The following is a 15,885-nucleotide window of genomic DNA, read 5'->3' on the forward strand; positions in this document are numbered from 1 at the left end:
CAGATCATGATCATCAAGATCCTCGGCTCGGGCTGCAGGAAATGCGTGACGCTTGGCGAGAACGCCAAGGCGGCGGCCGAAGCAGCGGGCAAGGACGCCCAGATCGTCAAAGTCACCGACTTTGCCGAAATCGCGGCCTATGGCATCATGTCCACCCCCGGCCTGGTCGTGGATGAAAAGGTGCTGTCGGTGGGCAAGGTGCTTACCGCCGAAGAAATCGGGCGCCTGCTGTGACGGAGTATCGCGTCTCCGCCCGCCGCATCGACAGCCACGGCAGCCTTGCGGTGGCCAAGGAGGCCGAGGTGGTGCTGGATACCGACATGGCCGGGCGGCGTGATGCGATGAACCCGGTCGAACTGTTGCTGGCGGCCCTTGCCGCCTGCATGCTGAAAGGGATCGAGCGGGTGACACCGATGCTTGCCTTCCAGATCGAGGGCGCAGAGGTTGCGTTGGAGGCGATCCGCCAGGACGCGCCACCCAAGCTGACGCTGATCCGCTATCACATTACCGTGGACAGTGCCGAGACGGACCAAAGGCTGGACCTTTTGCACCGCAACATCTTGAAATACGGCACCATCTCGAACACGCTGTCATCAGCCGTGCCGCTCGAGGGAAGCCTGCGCCGCAAGGTGTAACAGGTTCATTTGGGGGCAAGCATGGTCGGATGGCCGCGGATCGTATTGGCTGGAGCGGCCGTCGGCCTTGTAGGCGGGCTGATCGGCCTTGGCGGGGCAGAGTTCCGCCTGCCACTCTTGATCGGTATTTTCGGTTTTGCCGCCCTTGATGCGGTGATCCTGAACAAGGCGACCAGTCTGATTGTGGTGGCCACTGCGCTGCCGTTCCGGGCGGGGACCGTGCCGCTTGACCAGGTTCTGGCCGAATGGCCGATCATCCTGAACCTTCTCGCGGGAAGCCTTCTTGGTGCATGGATCGGCGCCGGGCTTGCCGTTCGGATGAAATCCCGCACCCTCTATCGCGTTCTGGCCGGTCTTCTGGTGCTGATCGCGGCAGTCCTGGCGCTCAGCCACAGCATGACCCTTGCGCCCGCTGCCCTTGTCACCGGACCTGCGCAGATCGTCGCGGGCCTTGTCGCAGGGTTCGGCATCGGCATCGTGGCCTCGTTGATGGGCGTCGCGGGTGGGGAGTTGCTGATCCCGACGCTGGTCCTTCTGTTCGGGGTCGACCTGAAACTCGCAGGTAGCCTGTCGCTGGCCATCAGCTTGCCCACCATGCTGGTCGGGTTCGCCCGATACAGTCGGGACGACAGTTTCACGGTCCTCGCACGCAACCGGAGCTTCGTGCTGTTCATGGCCTTGGGGTCAGTGATTGGCGTCGCCATCGGCGGCCAACTTCTGGGGATCGTGCCCGAGGCTGTGCTGCTGCCGGTGCTGGTCGCCATCCTGCTGGTTTCCTCGGTCAAGGTCTGGCGTCACGGCTGAGTCAGGTCGCGGCCGACAGGTTCACCCGCTTCATCAGCGCCTCGGCGCTCTCCTTGCGTTCGGAATAGCGATCCACAAGGTAGTCGGCCCTGTCGCGCGTCAGCAGGGTGAACTTCATCAGTTCTTCCATCACATCCACGATCCGGTCGTAAAGCGGCGATGGGCGCATCCTACCTTCAGCGTCAAACTCCTGAAACGCCTTCGGGATCGAGGACTGGTTGGGAATGGTTATCAGCCGCATCCAACGCCCCAGAAGGCGCATCTGGTTGACCGCGTTGAAGCTTTGCGACCCGCCCGAGACCTGCATCACCGCCAGCGTCTTTCCTTGGGTTGGCCGAACCGCCCCTTCGGACAACGGAAGCCAGTCGATCTGCGTTTTCATCAGGCCCGTCATCGCGCCGTGGCGTTCGGGCGAGGACCAGACCATCCCCTCGCACCACGCCACCAGATCGCGCAATTCGCGCACCTTGGGGTGCGTCGCGTCCACCCCGTCATCGACCAGCGGCAGGCCCGAGGGGTTGAAGAACCGCACCTCCGCCCCAAGCCGTGTCAGAATGCGACCGGCCTCTTCGCCCGACAGGCGGCTGAAGCTGCGAGGGCGAAGCGAGCCGTAGAGGATCAGGATGCGCGGGGCGTGCGTCTTGTGCGGCGGGGTCAGCAGCGCCGCAGTGTCAATGCCCGGGAACAGGGTGTCGTCGATGTTGGGCGTGTCAGACAAGACGGTTTCCTTCCGCGTCGATGATCAATTGGCCATCTTCTTTCGCGAAGGGGCCGGGGGGTACTTGGTCCAGCAGGTCCAGAACCACCTCGGATGGGCGGCACAGGCGCACGCCTTTTGGGGTGCAGACGATGGGGCGGTTAACAAGGATCGGATGCGCGATCATCGCATCCAGCAGTTGGTCATCGCTGATGCCCGGTGCCGTCAGACCCATCGCCTCGGCCGGGGACCGCGCGATGCGCAATGCCTGTTGCGGGGTGATATTGGCAGCGGCAAACAGCGCCAGAAGCTGCGGCCGCGTCCAGCCGGTGGTCAGGTAGTCGATCACCGTCGGCTGATAGCCCGCCGCCCGGATGATCCCCAGCACATTGCGCGACGTGCCGCAGTCGGGGTTGTGATGGATGGCAACCGGAAAGCTCATTGCGGAAAACTTCCCCGCGTGCGGTTGGCAAAGGCCACCAGCGACAGCATCACCGGCACCTCAACCAGCACGCCAACCACCGTCACCAGTGCCGCGCCCGAGTTCAGCCCGAACAGGCCGATGGCCACGGCAACTGCCAGTTCAAAGAAGTTCGACGTGCCGATCAGCGCGCACGGGGCGGCAATCTTGTGCGGAAGCCGCCAAAGATAGGCCCAACCGTAGCCCAGCGCGAATATGCCATAGGACTGGATAATGATCGGCACCGCCAACAGAGCAATCAGCCCCGGTTGCGCCAGAATTACCGGCCCCTGAAAGCCGAACAACAGGACCACGGTCAACAAGAGGCCCATCATAGAGCCGGGCTTGATGCGGGCGGTAAAGGCTGCAACCGCCGCCTCGCCGCCCTGCCTGATCAGGGCAGATCGCGTCACCGCCCCGGCCACCAACGGGATGAAAACATAAAGGACGGTCGACAGGATCAGCGTCTCCCACGGCACAGCGATATCGGTGACGCCCAGCAGGAAAGCTACGATCGGCGCAAAGGCCACAACCATAATCAGGTCGTTCAGTGAAACCTGCACCAGCGTGTAATTTGCGTCGCCCTTGGTCATCTGCGACCAGACGAACACCATCGCTGTGCAGGGTGCAGCGCCCAGCAGGATCAGCCCCGCAATGTATTCGGATGCTTTGTCACCATCGATCAGCCCGGCAAAAAGGTACTGGAAGAACAGTACCCCAAGCGCTGCCATCGTGAACGGCTTGATCAGCCAGTTGATCACCACCGTGATGATCAGGCCCTTGGGCCGTTGCCCGACCGATTTCAGCGACGACAGGTCAACCGCCACCATCATCGGATAGACCATCGCCCAGATCAGAACCGCGACGATCAGATTGACGGACGCGTATTCCAGATTTGCGAGAGCGGTGAAAACACCGGGCAACAGGGCGCCAAGCGCCAGCCCGGCTACAATGCATAGCGCGACCCAAAGGGTCAGATAGCGTTCAAACAGGCTCATGGGGCGGCTTTCGGTAGGGGGACGCAGCAGGCGTCATTGGCGGGTAGATTGAGCGATGCGACAAAACCCGCCAGTAGAGACAGTGCCTCCGGGTTCAGCGCATAGCACACGCGGGGGCCAGAGATTTCGCCGGTGATCACCCGGGCAGATTTCAGGATGCGCAGATGCTCGGACACGGTCGATTGCGCGAGGCCGACGGCATCGACAATGTCGCCACCGATACAGCCGGGGGTGGCGAGCAGAAGGCGCAGAATGCGGATGCGTGCCGGATGCGCGAGCGACTTGGCCAGATCCGCCAGTCTCTGATCGTCCATATCTGCAAGGGGCGAAGAGTCGGCAAGCATCACCTGGCGTCCTTTCGTTTATCGTCGATTGCCGATAGATATGCCGTCACAGATGCATGGTCAATCGCGAAATCGACGCGTTTTCGCAGCAAGGTTCTGAGAGACAAATAGTACTTCAGCGAGCGTTGCAGACCCGCGCTTGATCACGCAGGACCGCGTAGTCACCAAGCATCCGGATGATAACAGCACTTTCTGGCAGCGCCTCGACCTCAACCGCCGCGCGTGTCTGATCGGCGACGCTGTAGTCCACGACCGGCGGACAGACCTGCCTCGGTCGATCAGAACTGGCCATTGCGCATGCGCTGAGCCAAAGCATCGCGATCAGCGGGACGGCGGCTGGCGGCGTCCAGCATCTGGCGTTGGATCTCATGAGTTCTCTCCGATGTTGAAAGGCGTTCTTCCAGCCGCCCCGCCCGTTCACCGGCGCGGCGGAGGTTCAGCAGGAACAGGGCGATGGAGAGAGCGGCCAGCAGCAGGCCCAGCGCTTTGCGCGCCGGGCCGGTGGTGAGGAGGGCGGTGATCCAAGCCATCAGCGCTGGCCCCGCTTCCAGTCATCGATCCGGGCATGGATGGCGACGGCGATGCCGATCAGCGCCACGGCGATGAAGACCCAGCGCAAGGTGTCGAGATAGGGCACCAGGGGAAGGATGGCGGATTGGGTTTCCGCCAGGACTTCCTGCGCCACTTCGACACCAGCAGCGCCGACAGTTGCGATGCCTGCCGCCCCGCCACCTTTCAGAGTGCGGCTATCGGCCAGAACTTCGTGGGCAGGCGGGGTTTCTCGCACAAAGGGTGTGGCGCGAACTGGAAAGGGTTCGCCCCAAGACCGGGCGGGCCCGAGGTCGATATGCATGAAGCCTGAGCGGGGATAGGTTCCGAAGCCGAGGAAGCCCACGGCGCGGGCGGCTTCAGCAAAGGCCACGGGATCGTGGTTCGACATGGCGATGTCAAAGGCGGTGCCCAGCATGTGCTTGGAGGCCGGAGCCCCACCGACAGCGCGGTTGTGTCTGGGGCTGCGATAGCCGGAGCGGACGATCAGCGGCTTTCCGAGGCGGTTGCGCAGGGACTGCAGCTTGTCCATCGCCTCGGTGTTGATCTTGATCGCGCCGGTGCCGCGGCAGGCAATCTCGGCCGGGGAAAAGCTGGGCCAGCGCCAGGCGCTTTCAGGCACGTCGCGGAAATGGGCATAGGTCGTAGTCTGCATGGCGGATCTCCAGAAATGCAAAACCCGCCTCGGGGGCGGGTGGGGTGGGTCGAAGTGGTGGTGTGGTGATCGTCAGTCGGTGCGGCCGCGCTGGAATGCTTCGAACATCACATCCCGCATTGCGCGGATATCGGTCTCGATGCGTTCCAGCCGGTCGGCATCGGCCTTGCGGTCATCTGCGCGCTGCTTGTCCGTTCGCTCGCGCTCGAGGTGCAATTCCCGGTCCAGCCGCTCCAGCATTGCTTCGTTGGTGAATGCCTTGCGGGTGACGGTGGCGGCGATGGCAAGGCTGCCACCGACCAGCGCGGTGATGGCAGCTGTCAGGCCGTTTTCGCGGAAGGCCTGGCCGACCTCCTGCAAGATGGTGGTGCGTTCGGTCATGATGGTCCTTTCAATAGTCCGTTTCGAGATAGAGGCCCGCGCAGTCGTAGGCGACAGCGGCGGCAGTCGCGCCGTTGTTGAGGTAGAGGCGCGGCGAGAGGAACTGCGTGTTGACGGGCAGGTCGGCGGTGATCTCCTGTTCAAAGACAGCACCCGTGACCTCGTTCACCGCCCTCACCCACACGGAACTGCCATTCGGCGGGGCCGCGATGAACAGGGTCAGCACGCCGCCGGTGGCGATGACAAATGCCGCGCCCATGTCCGTCAGGGTCGGCGCGCCGGTGCCGTCATTGGTGACCAGCTGCCAGTTGGCATGGGTGCCGCGCTGGAAACCGATGCCGACTGCGTTGATCACCGAAGCCAGCGTCAGCGTGGTGGCCAGCGCGGCGATGGAGCCGTAGAGGCCGAAGAACCCCATGCCGGTAGCTTGCAAGGTGGTCAGCGAAAGGCGTGTGACGAAGGTCCAGCCACCGAGGCCCGCCGCGTTGCCACGCCAGCATGCCCAACCTGCTGATCGCTGTTCCGCAACTGAATCCACCACGGCAGCCGAGGTCAGACGCCAGCGCCGCATGGAGGCCGCAAGGTTCGTCGCCGCCAGTGTCGGATGCGAGACAGTGCCGACGTTGGTGATCGGCAGACCCTCTGTGGTGATTGTGGTCGTGATCGAAGGCGACCAGTTGGCAATGCGGTTCACCCCGAAATGCGGCTGCAGCGGAAAATCCCGCCCCGAGGGCCGCATCACATCGATCCACGGCGCCCCAGCGCGGTTTCGTGCGTAGACCGAGGTCTTACCTGACGGCGGTGGGGTTGGGGCGGCGTTGAGCCCCGGCAGCACGGTGGGCTGGGGCAGCTCCACCTGACCATTGGTGCGATCCACCACGATGGCATCAAAGAACGTCGACCCGTTCGGGCTGACCTTGAAGCTAAAGTTGTCGTTGCCCAAGAGGCCGATCAGGGCGCGCACCGAGAACCCGGTCTTGAAGGCGAACGCCGCATCGTTCCCGGCCGCCGCCTTGTTGACGGTGGCTTCGATCCCTGCGCCTGCGTTGTTTAGCAGAACTGCGGGTGTATTCATCGACAGGCGGTTAAAGCTGTCGGCAGTCGCCCCACCCAGCCCGAGGAGTTGTGCCATCAGGTTCGCCTGCGGCATGCCGACCTGTGTCACGGCATTTGCAAAGGTCACTGTCGGCGTGTTCACCACCGTGGTGCCGCCAGCGCCTGCGGTCGCCGAGCCGATGTTGACGACCGTGGTCGATCCGGCAGCGCCGCCGGTGCCGAGGTTCACAGTCTTGGTGACGCCGGTGCTCGTGGCTCCGGTGCCCATGCCGTAGGTGGCGGTCGTCGTCGCTGTGCCGATGGTGGCCGCCGCCGCCGAAACTGTGACCGTACCCGAGGCGGTCAATGTGCCGGAGAAGGTCTTGTTCCCGCTGAAGGTCTGCGTGCCTGCGAGGATTGCCAATTCCGACGAGGTGTTCGGCAGCGTGAAGGTCCGTGTCGTGCCGGTGCTGATCCCTGACAGCGAAAACAGTGCCTTCTTTGTCGGATCGGCGTCGTTCACCAAGCTGAAAACGGCATCCGACACGTCGACCGGTTCGCCGACCGGATCCCAAGTGGCACCATTCCATACGGCGAAGACCGCCTCATCTGCGATCCATGCCAGCCAGCCGGGGCGTGGGACCAGGCGCATCCAGACGCCATCGACCCAGAAGGCCACGTTCAGATCCCAGCCAGCCCACAGGCCTGCCGCGCCCGATGCCACAATATGCCGGTCGCCATCGGTCGGGCTGACGGGTGGGGTGGAGCGGGTTCGGTCCAGGACTGATAGCTGGACCATGGCATCCAGCAGCCGCAGCGCCTCGTTGTGGGTGATATGCTTTTGCGCCTGCGATGCCAGGATGTAGGGCAGCAGGAGATGGGTGGTGATGTCGGACATGGGTGCGCTTTCAGAAGCTGAGCGTGACGGATCGCGCAGCGCCTCGGCCGATCAGGGCCGAGAGCTGGTAGATGCGGATGGCGAGGGATTGGCCGGGGCTGAGGGTCGCGCCCCAATCGGCAATCTGCTGGGCTGCGGTGTAGAGGACGCTGGTCGTCGTGGTGGTCAGTGTGCGTTTGACTGCCCCGCCATCACGGATTTCCACCTCAAAGGCTTCATTGTCCTCGGCCAAGGGCACATCGCCCGCGCCCCAATTGTCAGCGGCCAGCGACCGGGACCGCCGCATCCAGCGGATCGTCAGATCGCCGAGGCTGCGCGCGATGCGCCACGGCTGTTCGACATGGCCGACAGAGAATGGCCGCAACCCAGCGCCCTCGGGTGTGAAGGTGGTGGCAACAAAGGTCTCGTCGCTGACTGGTTTGGAAGCTGGGCCAATGCGCCAGTTCCATGGCAGGCCAAGGTCGGCCTCTGCGATGGGCAGACTGGCAACCGCCGGATCCAGCACCACGACCCGCGCGCCGGTCGGCACCATCGCAACCATGGCCCCTTCGGTTCCGCGCTGGCCGCGTAGCAATCGGGTGAGCCGATAGCGGCCGGGCGCGATCAGTTCGGCCGCGCCCGCCTGGACGATTTCCCACTGCCCAGCGACGGATTCGACCGCAAGCGCATTGGCCCCACCCAGCAAGGTGATGTCCGTGACGCTTTCCAGCGTTCCGGAATAGAGATCGACCACCAGCGCATTCCCCAGATCGAAGCGTGACACCGGCCCTGCATAGAAATCCGCCGCGAGGACGCCCATGCGGGTCCGGGTTCCAAAGGTGGACAGCAGGGCAAAACCATCCGTTGCGGCGCTGCGGTAGACCGCCATTTCGCCGGGCCATGGTTTGGCATGCGCCGCGATAAACGGGCGGTGCGCAGGCTGGTCCTCGCGCAACTGCGGCAGGTCCATCAGCACAATGTCGGGTGCGCCAAAGACGGTCGGCGTCGATAGGGACGCAGGTCGAGGCTCGCCGGGCGGCAGATCATAGACTGCCCGGTCTTGGCGGACAGCATCGATGCTGCGCATGTCGGAGTCCGCGATGGACACGAGGCGCATTTCTGTCAGGCGACCGTCATGGTCGAGCAGGATGACGTCACAGGGATCCAGCGCCAGACGTGAGGGCGGCAAGCGGAATACGGCACTTTCACGGCCCACCCACGCTTCCATCAGCGCGCGGCGGCAGCGGCGTTCTGCTTCCTCGGGCGGAATGGCCATCTGGAAGGACTCGGACGCAATGCGGGTGGTATCGACCGTGATGCGGCGTGCTTCCACTTGGGCTGCGTCATAGTCCTCGTCGGCGCGCGCGACCTGCCATTTCAGGGCCTGCGGCAGCTCGGTTTCCTGCGCGCGGGTCAGTTCTATTACGTCGCCCTGGGCCGAGGCGGGGGCCACCATGCTGTCGGGAATGATGGTGGCGCTGGCAATCCTACCGCGCATCAGGAACCTAATCCGGCCCTCGCTCTCCACAGCATCGAAGCCGAAATGCCGCGCCAGCGTGGAAATAGATGCACGCGGGGCTTCCAGCGCAGATATCACATACCCCTCGACCGCGCCCCAAAGGACGGAGACATCGATCAGGGCTTCCGGCATTCCGGCACGCAGGCAAAGGTGCCGCACCAGCGCCGCCAGCGACACCGCGCCCAGCCGCCCGGTCAGCCAGTGCCCGAGCCGCCAGTTCGGCCCGTCTGTCCAGACATTGGTCAGTTCGGGGAAGAACGGATAGGGCCGGGCATCCCATGTCCAGGCGGCGCATTCGGGGACATGGACCATCCGGTTGCCATAGACCGAGGAAGTTGGGTTGTTCGCACCCTCACCCCACCAGAGATATGTCGCCTCGAGATAAGCGCGCTGGATCGCATCGTCCCGCCAGCCCCGAGAGGAATAGGGCGTGAAGCTCTCCGAGGATTTCGGGTCGAAGAACACATTCGGCTGGTTGGTGCCGCGGTCAATCGCCGGGCAGCCCAGTTCGGTGAACCAGATCGGTTTCGACTGCGGCACCCATGCCGTCGGCGTGCCGCTTTCCACTCCGCCGGGCCGGTTGAAATGCGGGTTTTGCCACCACGCGCGCAGATCCTTGAAGCGGAAGACCCATGGTCTGGCCGCCGCACCATCGGTGATCGGGGTGCGGTTTTGCGCGGTTCGATCAAGGGCGCTGCCATAGAACCAGTCGAAGCCTTCGCCGCCGATGATGTTCGATTGCAGATAGCCCCGGTCATAGATCGCTGGGGCCAGCGCGGCATCGGCATGATCGAACCCGTCACGCCAGTCCGACAGCGGCATGTAGTTATCGATGCCGATGAAGTTGATGTTGGCGTCCGACCAGAGCGGGTCGAGGTGGAAGAACACGTCGCCCGACCCATCGGCCGGATGGTGGCCGAAGTACTCCGACCAGTCGGCCGCATAGCCGATCTTGGGTCCAACGCCCAGGATGGCGCGCACATCAGCCGCGAGAGCCTTGAAGGCGGTGACGGCAGGATAGGTGCTGGCACCGGAGCGGATTGTGGTCAGGCCGGGCATTTCCGAGCCGATCAGGAAGGCATCGACACCGCCTGCGGCTTTGCAGAGATGGGCATAGTGCAGGATCATCCGGCGCAGTGACCATTCGCCGACCGGGCCGGTCCAGCCGACAGTTGTGCCTGACACGCTGAAGCTGGCGGGCGTCGCGGTGCCGAACAGTGATGACACTTGAGTTGCGGCCGTTGGGGTTTTGTCCACCGATCCTGCAAAACCCGCAGCCGGGGAACAGGTGATACGGCCGCGCCATGGAAATGTCGGCTGGCCCGAGGTGGCGGCATTGGCGCTGTAGGGGTTCGGCTTGGTGTTGCCGGGCGGCACGTCCAACAGCAGGAAGGGATAGAAGGTCACGCGCAAACCGCGTGCCTTCATCTCCTGGATGGCCTGAACGACCGCGAAATCCGCAGGAGTGCCGCCGTAAACGGGACGGTCCTCCGCATCCCGGCTGACGAGGAAGGCATTGGCGCGTGAAACGCCATTCACAAGCCAAGCCGAGGGCGTGGTGGTCTTGGTGTCCACCTCGACGCCGGGCCGCACCTTGCAACTGCCAGCGCGCAAGTCATCGCCAAACCACGCGACAACCAAGCTGACGCTTTCCACCGCCGGAGCGAGGGACTGCAGCCGGTCCAGCGCCACGACGATGTCTGCCGTGTCGGTGATTGCGTTCAGGTTCTCGGCCACGGTTGCTCCACCGGAGCCGGTGGTCTTCTTGACCGGGGCGGTCGCATAGGTGAATTCGCCCGAGGCCGGGATCATCGTCACCGCTTTCACCAGTCCTTCGGCGGTGTCGGGATCCGCGAGCGGCCGGAAAACCTCGAAGCTGATTTGCGGCAGGCGATTGCCGAAGGCACTGAGGTTCAGTTCTTCGAACACGACATAGGCGGTGCCGCGATAGGCGGGGGTGCTGGCCGCGCCCATCTTGGCGGCGATGAACGGATCGGGGGATTGGACCTCGTCGCCGGGATACCAGCGCCAGGTAACGCCAGTCATATCCATGGCTTTGCCGTCGGCCCAGACGCGGCCAATCCCGGTGATCTCGCCCTCGCACAACGCGACTGCGAAGGACGCAAAGTAGAGATACTCGGTGGTGGTAACCTTGGGCCCGCTGCCCTTGCCGCCACCCTGGCTGGTCGTGTTGACCTCTTCGCGGAAATCCGTGGCCCAGATAATGTTGCCGCCAATGCGCATGCGACCGAACAGGCGCGGGATCACCGCCCCTTCAGTCGAGGAGGTGATGCGCAAGCTGTCGAGACGCGCGCCCTCGATCCGTTGCGCCGGGGCGAGGGACGACACGATCCAGTTGTCGACCACCGATCCGATGGTCGAGCCGATGAAGCCACCGATGGCCGCGCCGGAAAAGCCGAGGATGGCACCGCCAAATGCGCCGCCAATCGCGGAGCCGACGGCGCCGAGAACCAAAGTTGCCATGTGCGGGGGCTCAATCTCTGGGGAACAGGAATGCGAAGGCGATCTTGCGCGCCCACGTCGGGGTCAGGACTTCCTCGACAACGCCCAGCCGTTCATAGGCGTGGATGAAATGGTCGGGCGCAGTCAGGATCCCGACATGCTTGGCGATGGCGCGAGGGGCCATGCGAAACAGGATCAGTGTGCCGGGTCTGGCCTCGGCTGGCATGATTTCCGGCATCATCTGGCGCGCGCCTTCGGCCAGCACCTCGTGGAGTTCGGTCTCGCCCCAATCCCGGCTGTAGGGAGGGATCGGAAATGGTTCATCCCCGACCACCTCACGCCAGACGCCGCGCGCCAGGCCAAGGCAATCGCAGCCGACGCCGCGCAGACTGGCCTGATCATGGTAAGGCGTGCCGAGCCAAGACCGCGCGACGGCGATGACCAAGTCGGGATCGGCGGTGATCAAAGCACGTTTCCTTCATGGCCGCCGTCCTGACTGGCATAGCGCAGTACGGCGTCTTGGCCTGGGATGTTGGGGAAGCCCCGAAAGTTGTCGACATTCGCGAACTTGGCGTTGCAGGTTGCGATGCGCTTGTCGCAGCCCGCGCGGGCGATGAAGCTGTCGCCCTCGGCGATGGGCAGAACTGGCGCTTCTAGCAAGGTCATTGTGGCGATGGCATCGGCCAAGCCATGCGCCAGCACCTCGGTGACGCGCCCCGCATTTGCACCACTGGTCCAGGTCAAGGTGCCGGAGGTGAACCAGCCCGCATCAAAACCAGCCAGCCCTGACGCCATGAACGCCCGGTCGCGCAAGAGGTCGGTGACGGCGCCCGTACCCTTGTAGATGGCGTTTTCCAGATCGATCCCGCAGCGGGCATCGCCCAAGCGAGCGTCGCACCCCGCCTGAAACGTCCGCCCCACGGTCTGGCCTAACACATGCGCCAGCGAGCGAACCTCGGCGACGAACGCCATGCGGCCGCGCCGGATTTGCCCGACAGCACCCCGGCGCAACAGAACGCGCTGGCTGGTGTCGGCCCAATTGACGCGCCACAGCTCGACCGCCGCATTGTCCCAGTGGCCGTCGAGAATGTCGGTTTCGGTGATACGATCCGAGGTCAGCACGCCGGTGGCATCCTGCGCATCGACTGCCAAGTCTGAGCCAGCACGGATCTCCGAGGCGGCGAACCCGCTTTCCGGCTCAAAGTCGGTCCCATCAAAGGTCAGAGCGCGGTCGTGATCGGTGAAGCCCAGCGCCATTCCATCGCTGCGCGATATCCGCCAGCACCAGGACAGGGTTGTGGTGCCATCATCGAGATGAGCCTGCAGCGCGGGCGAGAGGTTTTTCATCTGCGGATCTCCAGCAGGGGGATGGACGTAATCGACCCCAGCCGTTCAAAGTCGAGGGTCACGTCGAGGGTGTCGCTGTCGAAGCGGACCGGCACATCGAATTCGAAGCCAGCGCGGACGATGACGCCACCCGCAGGGGCGGTGGTGAAGGTGATGACGCCGGTGGTGGCATCGAGCGTCCAGCCCGATATCTGTTCCACCATGCCGAGCGCCACGCGAACGGTTCCGGTCACGGGTTTTGCGATGGTCCTGACCCATGTTTGCGGGCCGGAGGTGTAGCGTTTTGCAAGCTGGAAGGCTTGCAGACTGCCGGTCCCGGTGCCGATCTGCTGGTCGGTTGCGGTGATTACCTGCGACGGCAGGCTGGATTTGTAATCGGCCCAGTCCTTGTAGCGGAAGCCGTGCAAGCGGCCGTTTCGGGCCTCGAAGAAGGCCACGACTGCCGCCAGATCATCGGCGCGGCGGATGCCATAGGCCACATCATAGCGGCGACGGCTGTTGGCCCAGCTGGCGTTGCGCTCTTCATCGCCGCTGGCCAGCTCTACGATCTGGGTGCGCCGTTCTGGTCCACCACGCGCCCCGCGGCTGATGTTGTCGGGGAAGCGCACCTCATGAAACGCCATCACATGCCCCTCCGGCCAAGGGACACGGCGCGGGCGATATCGGCTGCAACCTGCGTGCGCGATTGCCGGAAGCTTTCGGCGTCACGCGCCATGATGGTCACACTGAGAGCAGGCGCAGAGGACTGGCCCTGGCCATAGCCAGCGGCCTCGCGGCGCGACAGAACCCGTTCTCCCCGCTGCAGGATCGCCGGAACCTCGTCGGGTTTTATCCCGGCCCAACCACCGGAATGCATCCGTGGTGCGCCCGCAAAGGCCACGGCTGGAACCATGCGACCCGGGCCCGGCGATCCAACCATGCCACCGGCGTGCAGGATGTTGGCGAAGATGCCACCGGCACCGCCCAGCGCGCCCGACAGTGCATTGGCGACCCGACCGTTGCATCTGCCACGTCAGCTGATCCAGCACGCAGCCGGAATACATCGCGAACCGCGGCACCTCGGGCATCGCCGTTTCGATGGCCATGCTGGGCAGGGTCCAGTTGCCTGACTGGAAGGTGTGGGTCTTCGGCGTGGTGCCGCTGGTGACCGGCTGGCCGAAGGCGGCCTTCAGCCAGAACCCGAAGGCTTCCACATCGATGGGGATCACCACCTCGCCGTCGGCTGTGACCGCATCCTTGATCGGGGCCAGAGGATCGCGTCCATAGCCGAGCAGTTCGGATTCCAGCAGCGGCTGTTCCGATCCGAGCGTTGTCCGGGCAAAGGGCATCAAGCGGAACCCACTCACCGGCGGGGTGCCGTAAACCGTCTCATACGCAAGCGCCATCTGCGCCCGCGCGCCTTGCGCACGTGCCATGGGGGTCTCCTTTGTGTGGGGGTGTCAGGCCAGGGGGCCGGTTGTGGTGTAGTGCAACACGACGGTGATGACCGCCGCCTTCAGCGCCGCCGCGCCCTCGATGGGCAGGTCGACAGACGCCGGGGCTTCGGCTTCGACCCAATCGCAGAGGCCGCCTAGCGTGCGGTCGGTTTCCAGCGCGGTGCCGATGGCGGCAATCAGGGTGTCGAAGACGCTGGCCCGGCCAGTGCCCGCTTGGACGACAACCTCCAATTCGGCCCGGTGCTGATAGTGGTAACGCAGGGGCGACAGCGTCACATCCGGCTCTCCCGGCTGGCCGTCGCGCAGTATGATTAGCCCCTCCGCGGGGATCCGCTCAGGCAGAACTTCGTCTCGCAAGGTGAGGGCGGCAAGCGGCTGCAGCCGCGCGTGCAGCGCGGCGAGGATTGTTTCGCGGGTGGTTGGCATGCTTCGCTCTCAAGTTTGAGGCTTTGCCGAAGGCAGATTGGAGCCTATCGCGTACGGATATGCCAGAATAGAACCCTTGCCTATCGGATCAGCCCAGTAATGCGCAAGGGTCAGGAGGTGGCAGATGCCCAATCGTAATCGAGAATACACATAACGCTGTACCACGGCGTTCATGGTGGAACAGCCGAACGAAACTGCGAGCCACCCGAAGCAGGCCGCAATTGAAGATCTGGGGGCCGCGCAGCGACTGGACAAAGAATCGCGTCAGTGTGCTTTTAGCAGCCCCCCAAAAGCGCTGCAGCTGGTGGCCATGATAGTTCTGCTAAATCTGGATTAGCCTTCGTTTTGGCTGATCGGTTCTGGCGTATCAGGGATCGGCGCGTCATGGCAAATGTCCCTAGATGGCGGCACCTCAGTATCAACCTCAAGATCAGGCTCCAAGTCGGGATCAACCTCGTCTGGCTGAAAATCCAACTCTTTTGCCGTCTTCTTGCCGCCCAAAACATTTTCCATTAGGGAGAAAAGGTCTTCAGTGGTCCCGGACGCAAGGGCGAATTCGATCACCTGAAGGGCACGTGCGGCATCAAGTGTAGTATTGACTCGCATCAATCTAACATATGCGAGAGAGTCTATCCAAGCGCCGTATCGTCCACGTTTCGTCCTGATATTCCATCGAAAGTGAATGCTTGAATTTGTATGAGCTCGGAAACGGTAAAGTGCGCTGAACTCCTTGAGAAAATTTGAATAATTCGCCGATGCATCGCCTTCAAAAAGTTTGGCACCTTTCCAGGTTAACTTGCCTCCTAACATTCCTTCTTTGATCTTCTCGGACAGCTTGGCTGCAACGCCGTGCTCGAAAGAAATTGCTCCGGCCTGCACCGTCTTTACCCACCACGTTGCCGAATTATTTCCGGTATGGACGATGTCATGGTCATAGATGACGATGCCTGGTGGAGCCTCGTAGAACACAGGTTCATTAAGATCCTTATCCGCTGATCTGTATCGTCCCTTATGCATATCAATTTTTATGGTTATGATCTCGCCAGGATTGAGATTTTCGACTGTTTGCGGGTTTACTCTGTCTGGTGAGTTATGTGGTCTGAAGGTCATGTCGTCTCCTCTGTCTAGAGGACCTGTGGCTAAATGCACAAATCCGTATGCTTCTGTTTGGATGACAGGCAGATATCGGGATAGATCACGCTAATAGAATCTCACTTCTCCTAAGGCACCGGTGTCGCAAAGAATAGTGAAGCTCAAAG

Annotated in this window: 17 protein-coding genes and 2 pseudogenes; 3 read left to right on the plus strand and 16 right to left on the minus strand. The window is 63.2% G+C overall.

All coding sequences use genetic code 11. The features are described 5' to 3' along the window. The first annotated feature begins 6 nt into the window (after positions 1–6). Genes JWJ88_RS14755 through JWJ88_RS14765 form a run of 3 tightly spaced genes read left to right on the plus strand, consistent with a single transcriptional unit; the run spans position 7 to position 1,439 of the window. The gene (locus JWJ88_RS14755) at positions 7–234 is read left to right on the plus strand and encodes a thioredoxin family protein (protein WP_205296533.1); all 228 of its coding nucleotides are present in this window, start codon (positions 7–9) and stop codon (positions 232–234) included. Beyond that, positions 231–635, plus strand: coding sequence for an OsmC family protein (locus tag JWJ88_RS14760; protein ID WP_240200337.1), 405 nt, complete (start codon positions 231–233; stop codon positions 633–635). The genes JWJ88_RS14755 and JWJ88_RS14760 overlap by 4 nt, the downstream gene beginning before the upstream one ends. A 21-nt stretch (positions 636–656) precedes the next feature. Beyond that, positions 657–1,439, plus strand: a complete 783-nt coding sequence (locus JWJ88_RS14765) for a sulfite exporter TauE/SafE family protein (RefSeq protein ID WP_205296534.1) — start codon at positions 657–659, stop codon at positions 1,437–1,439. A gap of 1 nt (position 1,440) precedes the next feature. Here JWJ88_RS14765 and arsH read toward each other — a convergent pair whose 3' ends face one another. From arsH to JWJ88_RS14840, 16 genes and pseudogenes are all read right to left on the minus strand, one after another. Beyond that, on the minus strand, positions 1,441–2,157 hold the full coding sequence (gene arsH, locus JWJ88_RS14770; protein WP_205296535.1) for an arsenical resistance protein ArsH: 717 nt from the start codon (positions 2,155–2,157) through the stop codon (positions 1,441–1,443). Further along, entirely contained in the window at positions 2,150–2,578 is a 429-nt protein-coding gene (arsC, locus tag JWJ88_RS14775; RefSeq protein WP_205296536.1) for an arsenate reductase (glutaredoxin), read from the minus strand. The genes arsH and arsC overlap by 8 nt, the downstream gene beginning before the upstream one ends. Further along, complete coding sequence (arsB, locus tag JWJ88_RS14780) at positions 2,575–3,594, minus strand: ACR3 family arsenite efflux transporter (protein ID WP_205296537.1); 1,020 nt, start codon at positions 3,592–3,594, stop codon at positions 2,575–2,577. The genes arsC and arsB overlap by 4 nt, the downstream gene beginning before the upstream one ends. Beyond that, positions 3,591–3,938 (minus strand): ArsR/SmtB family transcription factor, encoded by a 348-nt coding sequence (locus tag JWJ88_RS14785; protein ID WP_205296538.1) that lies wholly within the window; start codon positions 3,936–3,938, stop codon positions 3,591–3,593. The genes arsB and JWJ88_RS14785 overlap by 4 nt, the downstream gene beginning before the upstream one ends. Positions 3,939–4,216: 278 nt before the next feature. Continuing rightward, positions 4,217–4,468, minus strand: coding sequence for a hypothetical protein (locus tag JWJ88_RS14790; protein ID WP_205296539.1), 252 nt, complete (start codon positions 4,466–4,468; stop codon positions 4,217–4,219). Next, positions 4,468–5,142, minus strand: coding sequence for a YcbK family protein (locus tag JWJ88_RS14795; RefSeq protein WP_205296540.1), 675 nt, complete (start codon positions 5,140–5,142; stop codon positions 4,468–4,470). The genes JWJ88_RS14790 and JWJ88_RS14795 overlap by 1 nt, the downstream gene beginning before the upstream one ends. Positions 5,143–5,214: 72 nt before the next feature. Beyond that, positions 5,215–5,523 carry a hypothetical protein gene (locus tag JWJ88_RS14800; RefSeq protein ID WP_008033049.1) on the minus strand — a complete coding sequence of 103 codons (309 nt, stop codon included), beginning with the start codon at positions 5,521–5,523 and terminating at the stop codon, positions 5,215–5,217. Between the two features lie 10 nt (positions 5,524–5,533). Continuing rightward, positions 5,534–7,456 carry a DUF2793 domain-containing protein gene (locus tag JWJ88_RS14805; RefSeq protein ID WP_205296541.1) on the minus strand — a complete coding sequence of 641 codons (1,923 nt, stop codon included), beginning with the start codon at positions 7,454–7,456 and terminating at the stop codon, positions 5,534–5,536. A gap of 10 nt (positions 7,457–7,466) precedes the next feature. Further along, a complete protein-coding gene (locus tag JWJ88_RS14810) occupies positions 7,467–11,438 on the minus strand; it encodes a baseplate multidomain protein megatron (protein WP_205296542.1) in 3,972 nt (1,323 codons plus the stop codon). 10 nt (positions 11,439–11,448) lie between these two features. After that, positions 11,449–11,880, minus strand: coding sequence for an NlpC/P60 family protein (locus JWJ88_RS14815; RefSeq protein WP_407673944.1), 432 nt, complete (start codon positions 11,878–11,880; stop codon positions 11,449–11,451). Continuing rightward, positions 11,880–12,764, minus strand: coding sequence for a DUF2163 domain-containing protein (locus JWJ88_RS14820; protein ID WP_205296544.1), 885 nt, complete (start codon positions 12,762–12,764; stop codon positions 11,880–11,882). Before JWJ88_RS14820 ends, JWJ88_RS14815 begins: the two co-directional genes overlap by 1 nt. After that, a complete protein-coding gene (locus JWJ88_RS14825; RefSeq protein ID WP_205296545.1) occupies positions 12,761–13,387 on the minus strand; it encodes a DUF2460 domain-containing protein in 627 nt (208 codons plus the stop codon). The genes JWJ88_RS14820 and JWJ88_RS14825 overlap by 4 nt, the downstream gene beginning before the upstream one ends. After that, positions 13,387–13,761 (minus strand): annotated as a pseudogene (locus JWJ88_RS21815) (phage tail tape measure protein); the annotation flags it as partial. The gene JWJ88_RS14825 and the pseudogene JWJ88_RS21815, both read right to left, overlap by 1 nt. Beyond that, a pseudogene (locus JWJ88_RS14830) lies at positions 13,754–14,179 on the minus strand (phage tail tube protein); the annotation flags it as partial. The pseudogenes JWJ88_RS21815 and JWJ88_RS14830, both read right to left, overlap by 8 nt. A gap of 24 nt (positions 14,180–14,203) precedes the next feature. Further along, positions 14,204–14,626, minus strand: a complete 423-nt coding sequence (locus tag JWJ88_RS14835) for an acyl-CoA transferase (RefSeq protein ID WP_205296546.1) — start codon at positions 14,624–14,626, stop codon at positions 14,204–14,206. Positions 14,627–14,959: 333 nt separating this feature from the next. Continuing rightward, positions 14,960–15,736, minus strand: coding sequence for a hypothetical protein (locus JWJ88_RS14840; RefSeq protein WP_205296547.1), 777 nt, complete (start codon positions 15,734–15,736; stop codon positions 14,960–14,962). Positions 15,737–15,885 lie beyond the last annotated feature (149 nt).

Origin of the sequence: Paracoccus methylovorus (assembly GCF_016919705.1) — a bacterium.
Taxonomy (GTDB): domain Bacteria; phylum Pseudomonadota; class Alphaproteobacteria; order Rhodobacterales; family Rhodobacteraceae; genus Paracoccus; species Paracoccus methylovorus.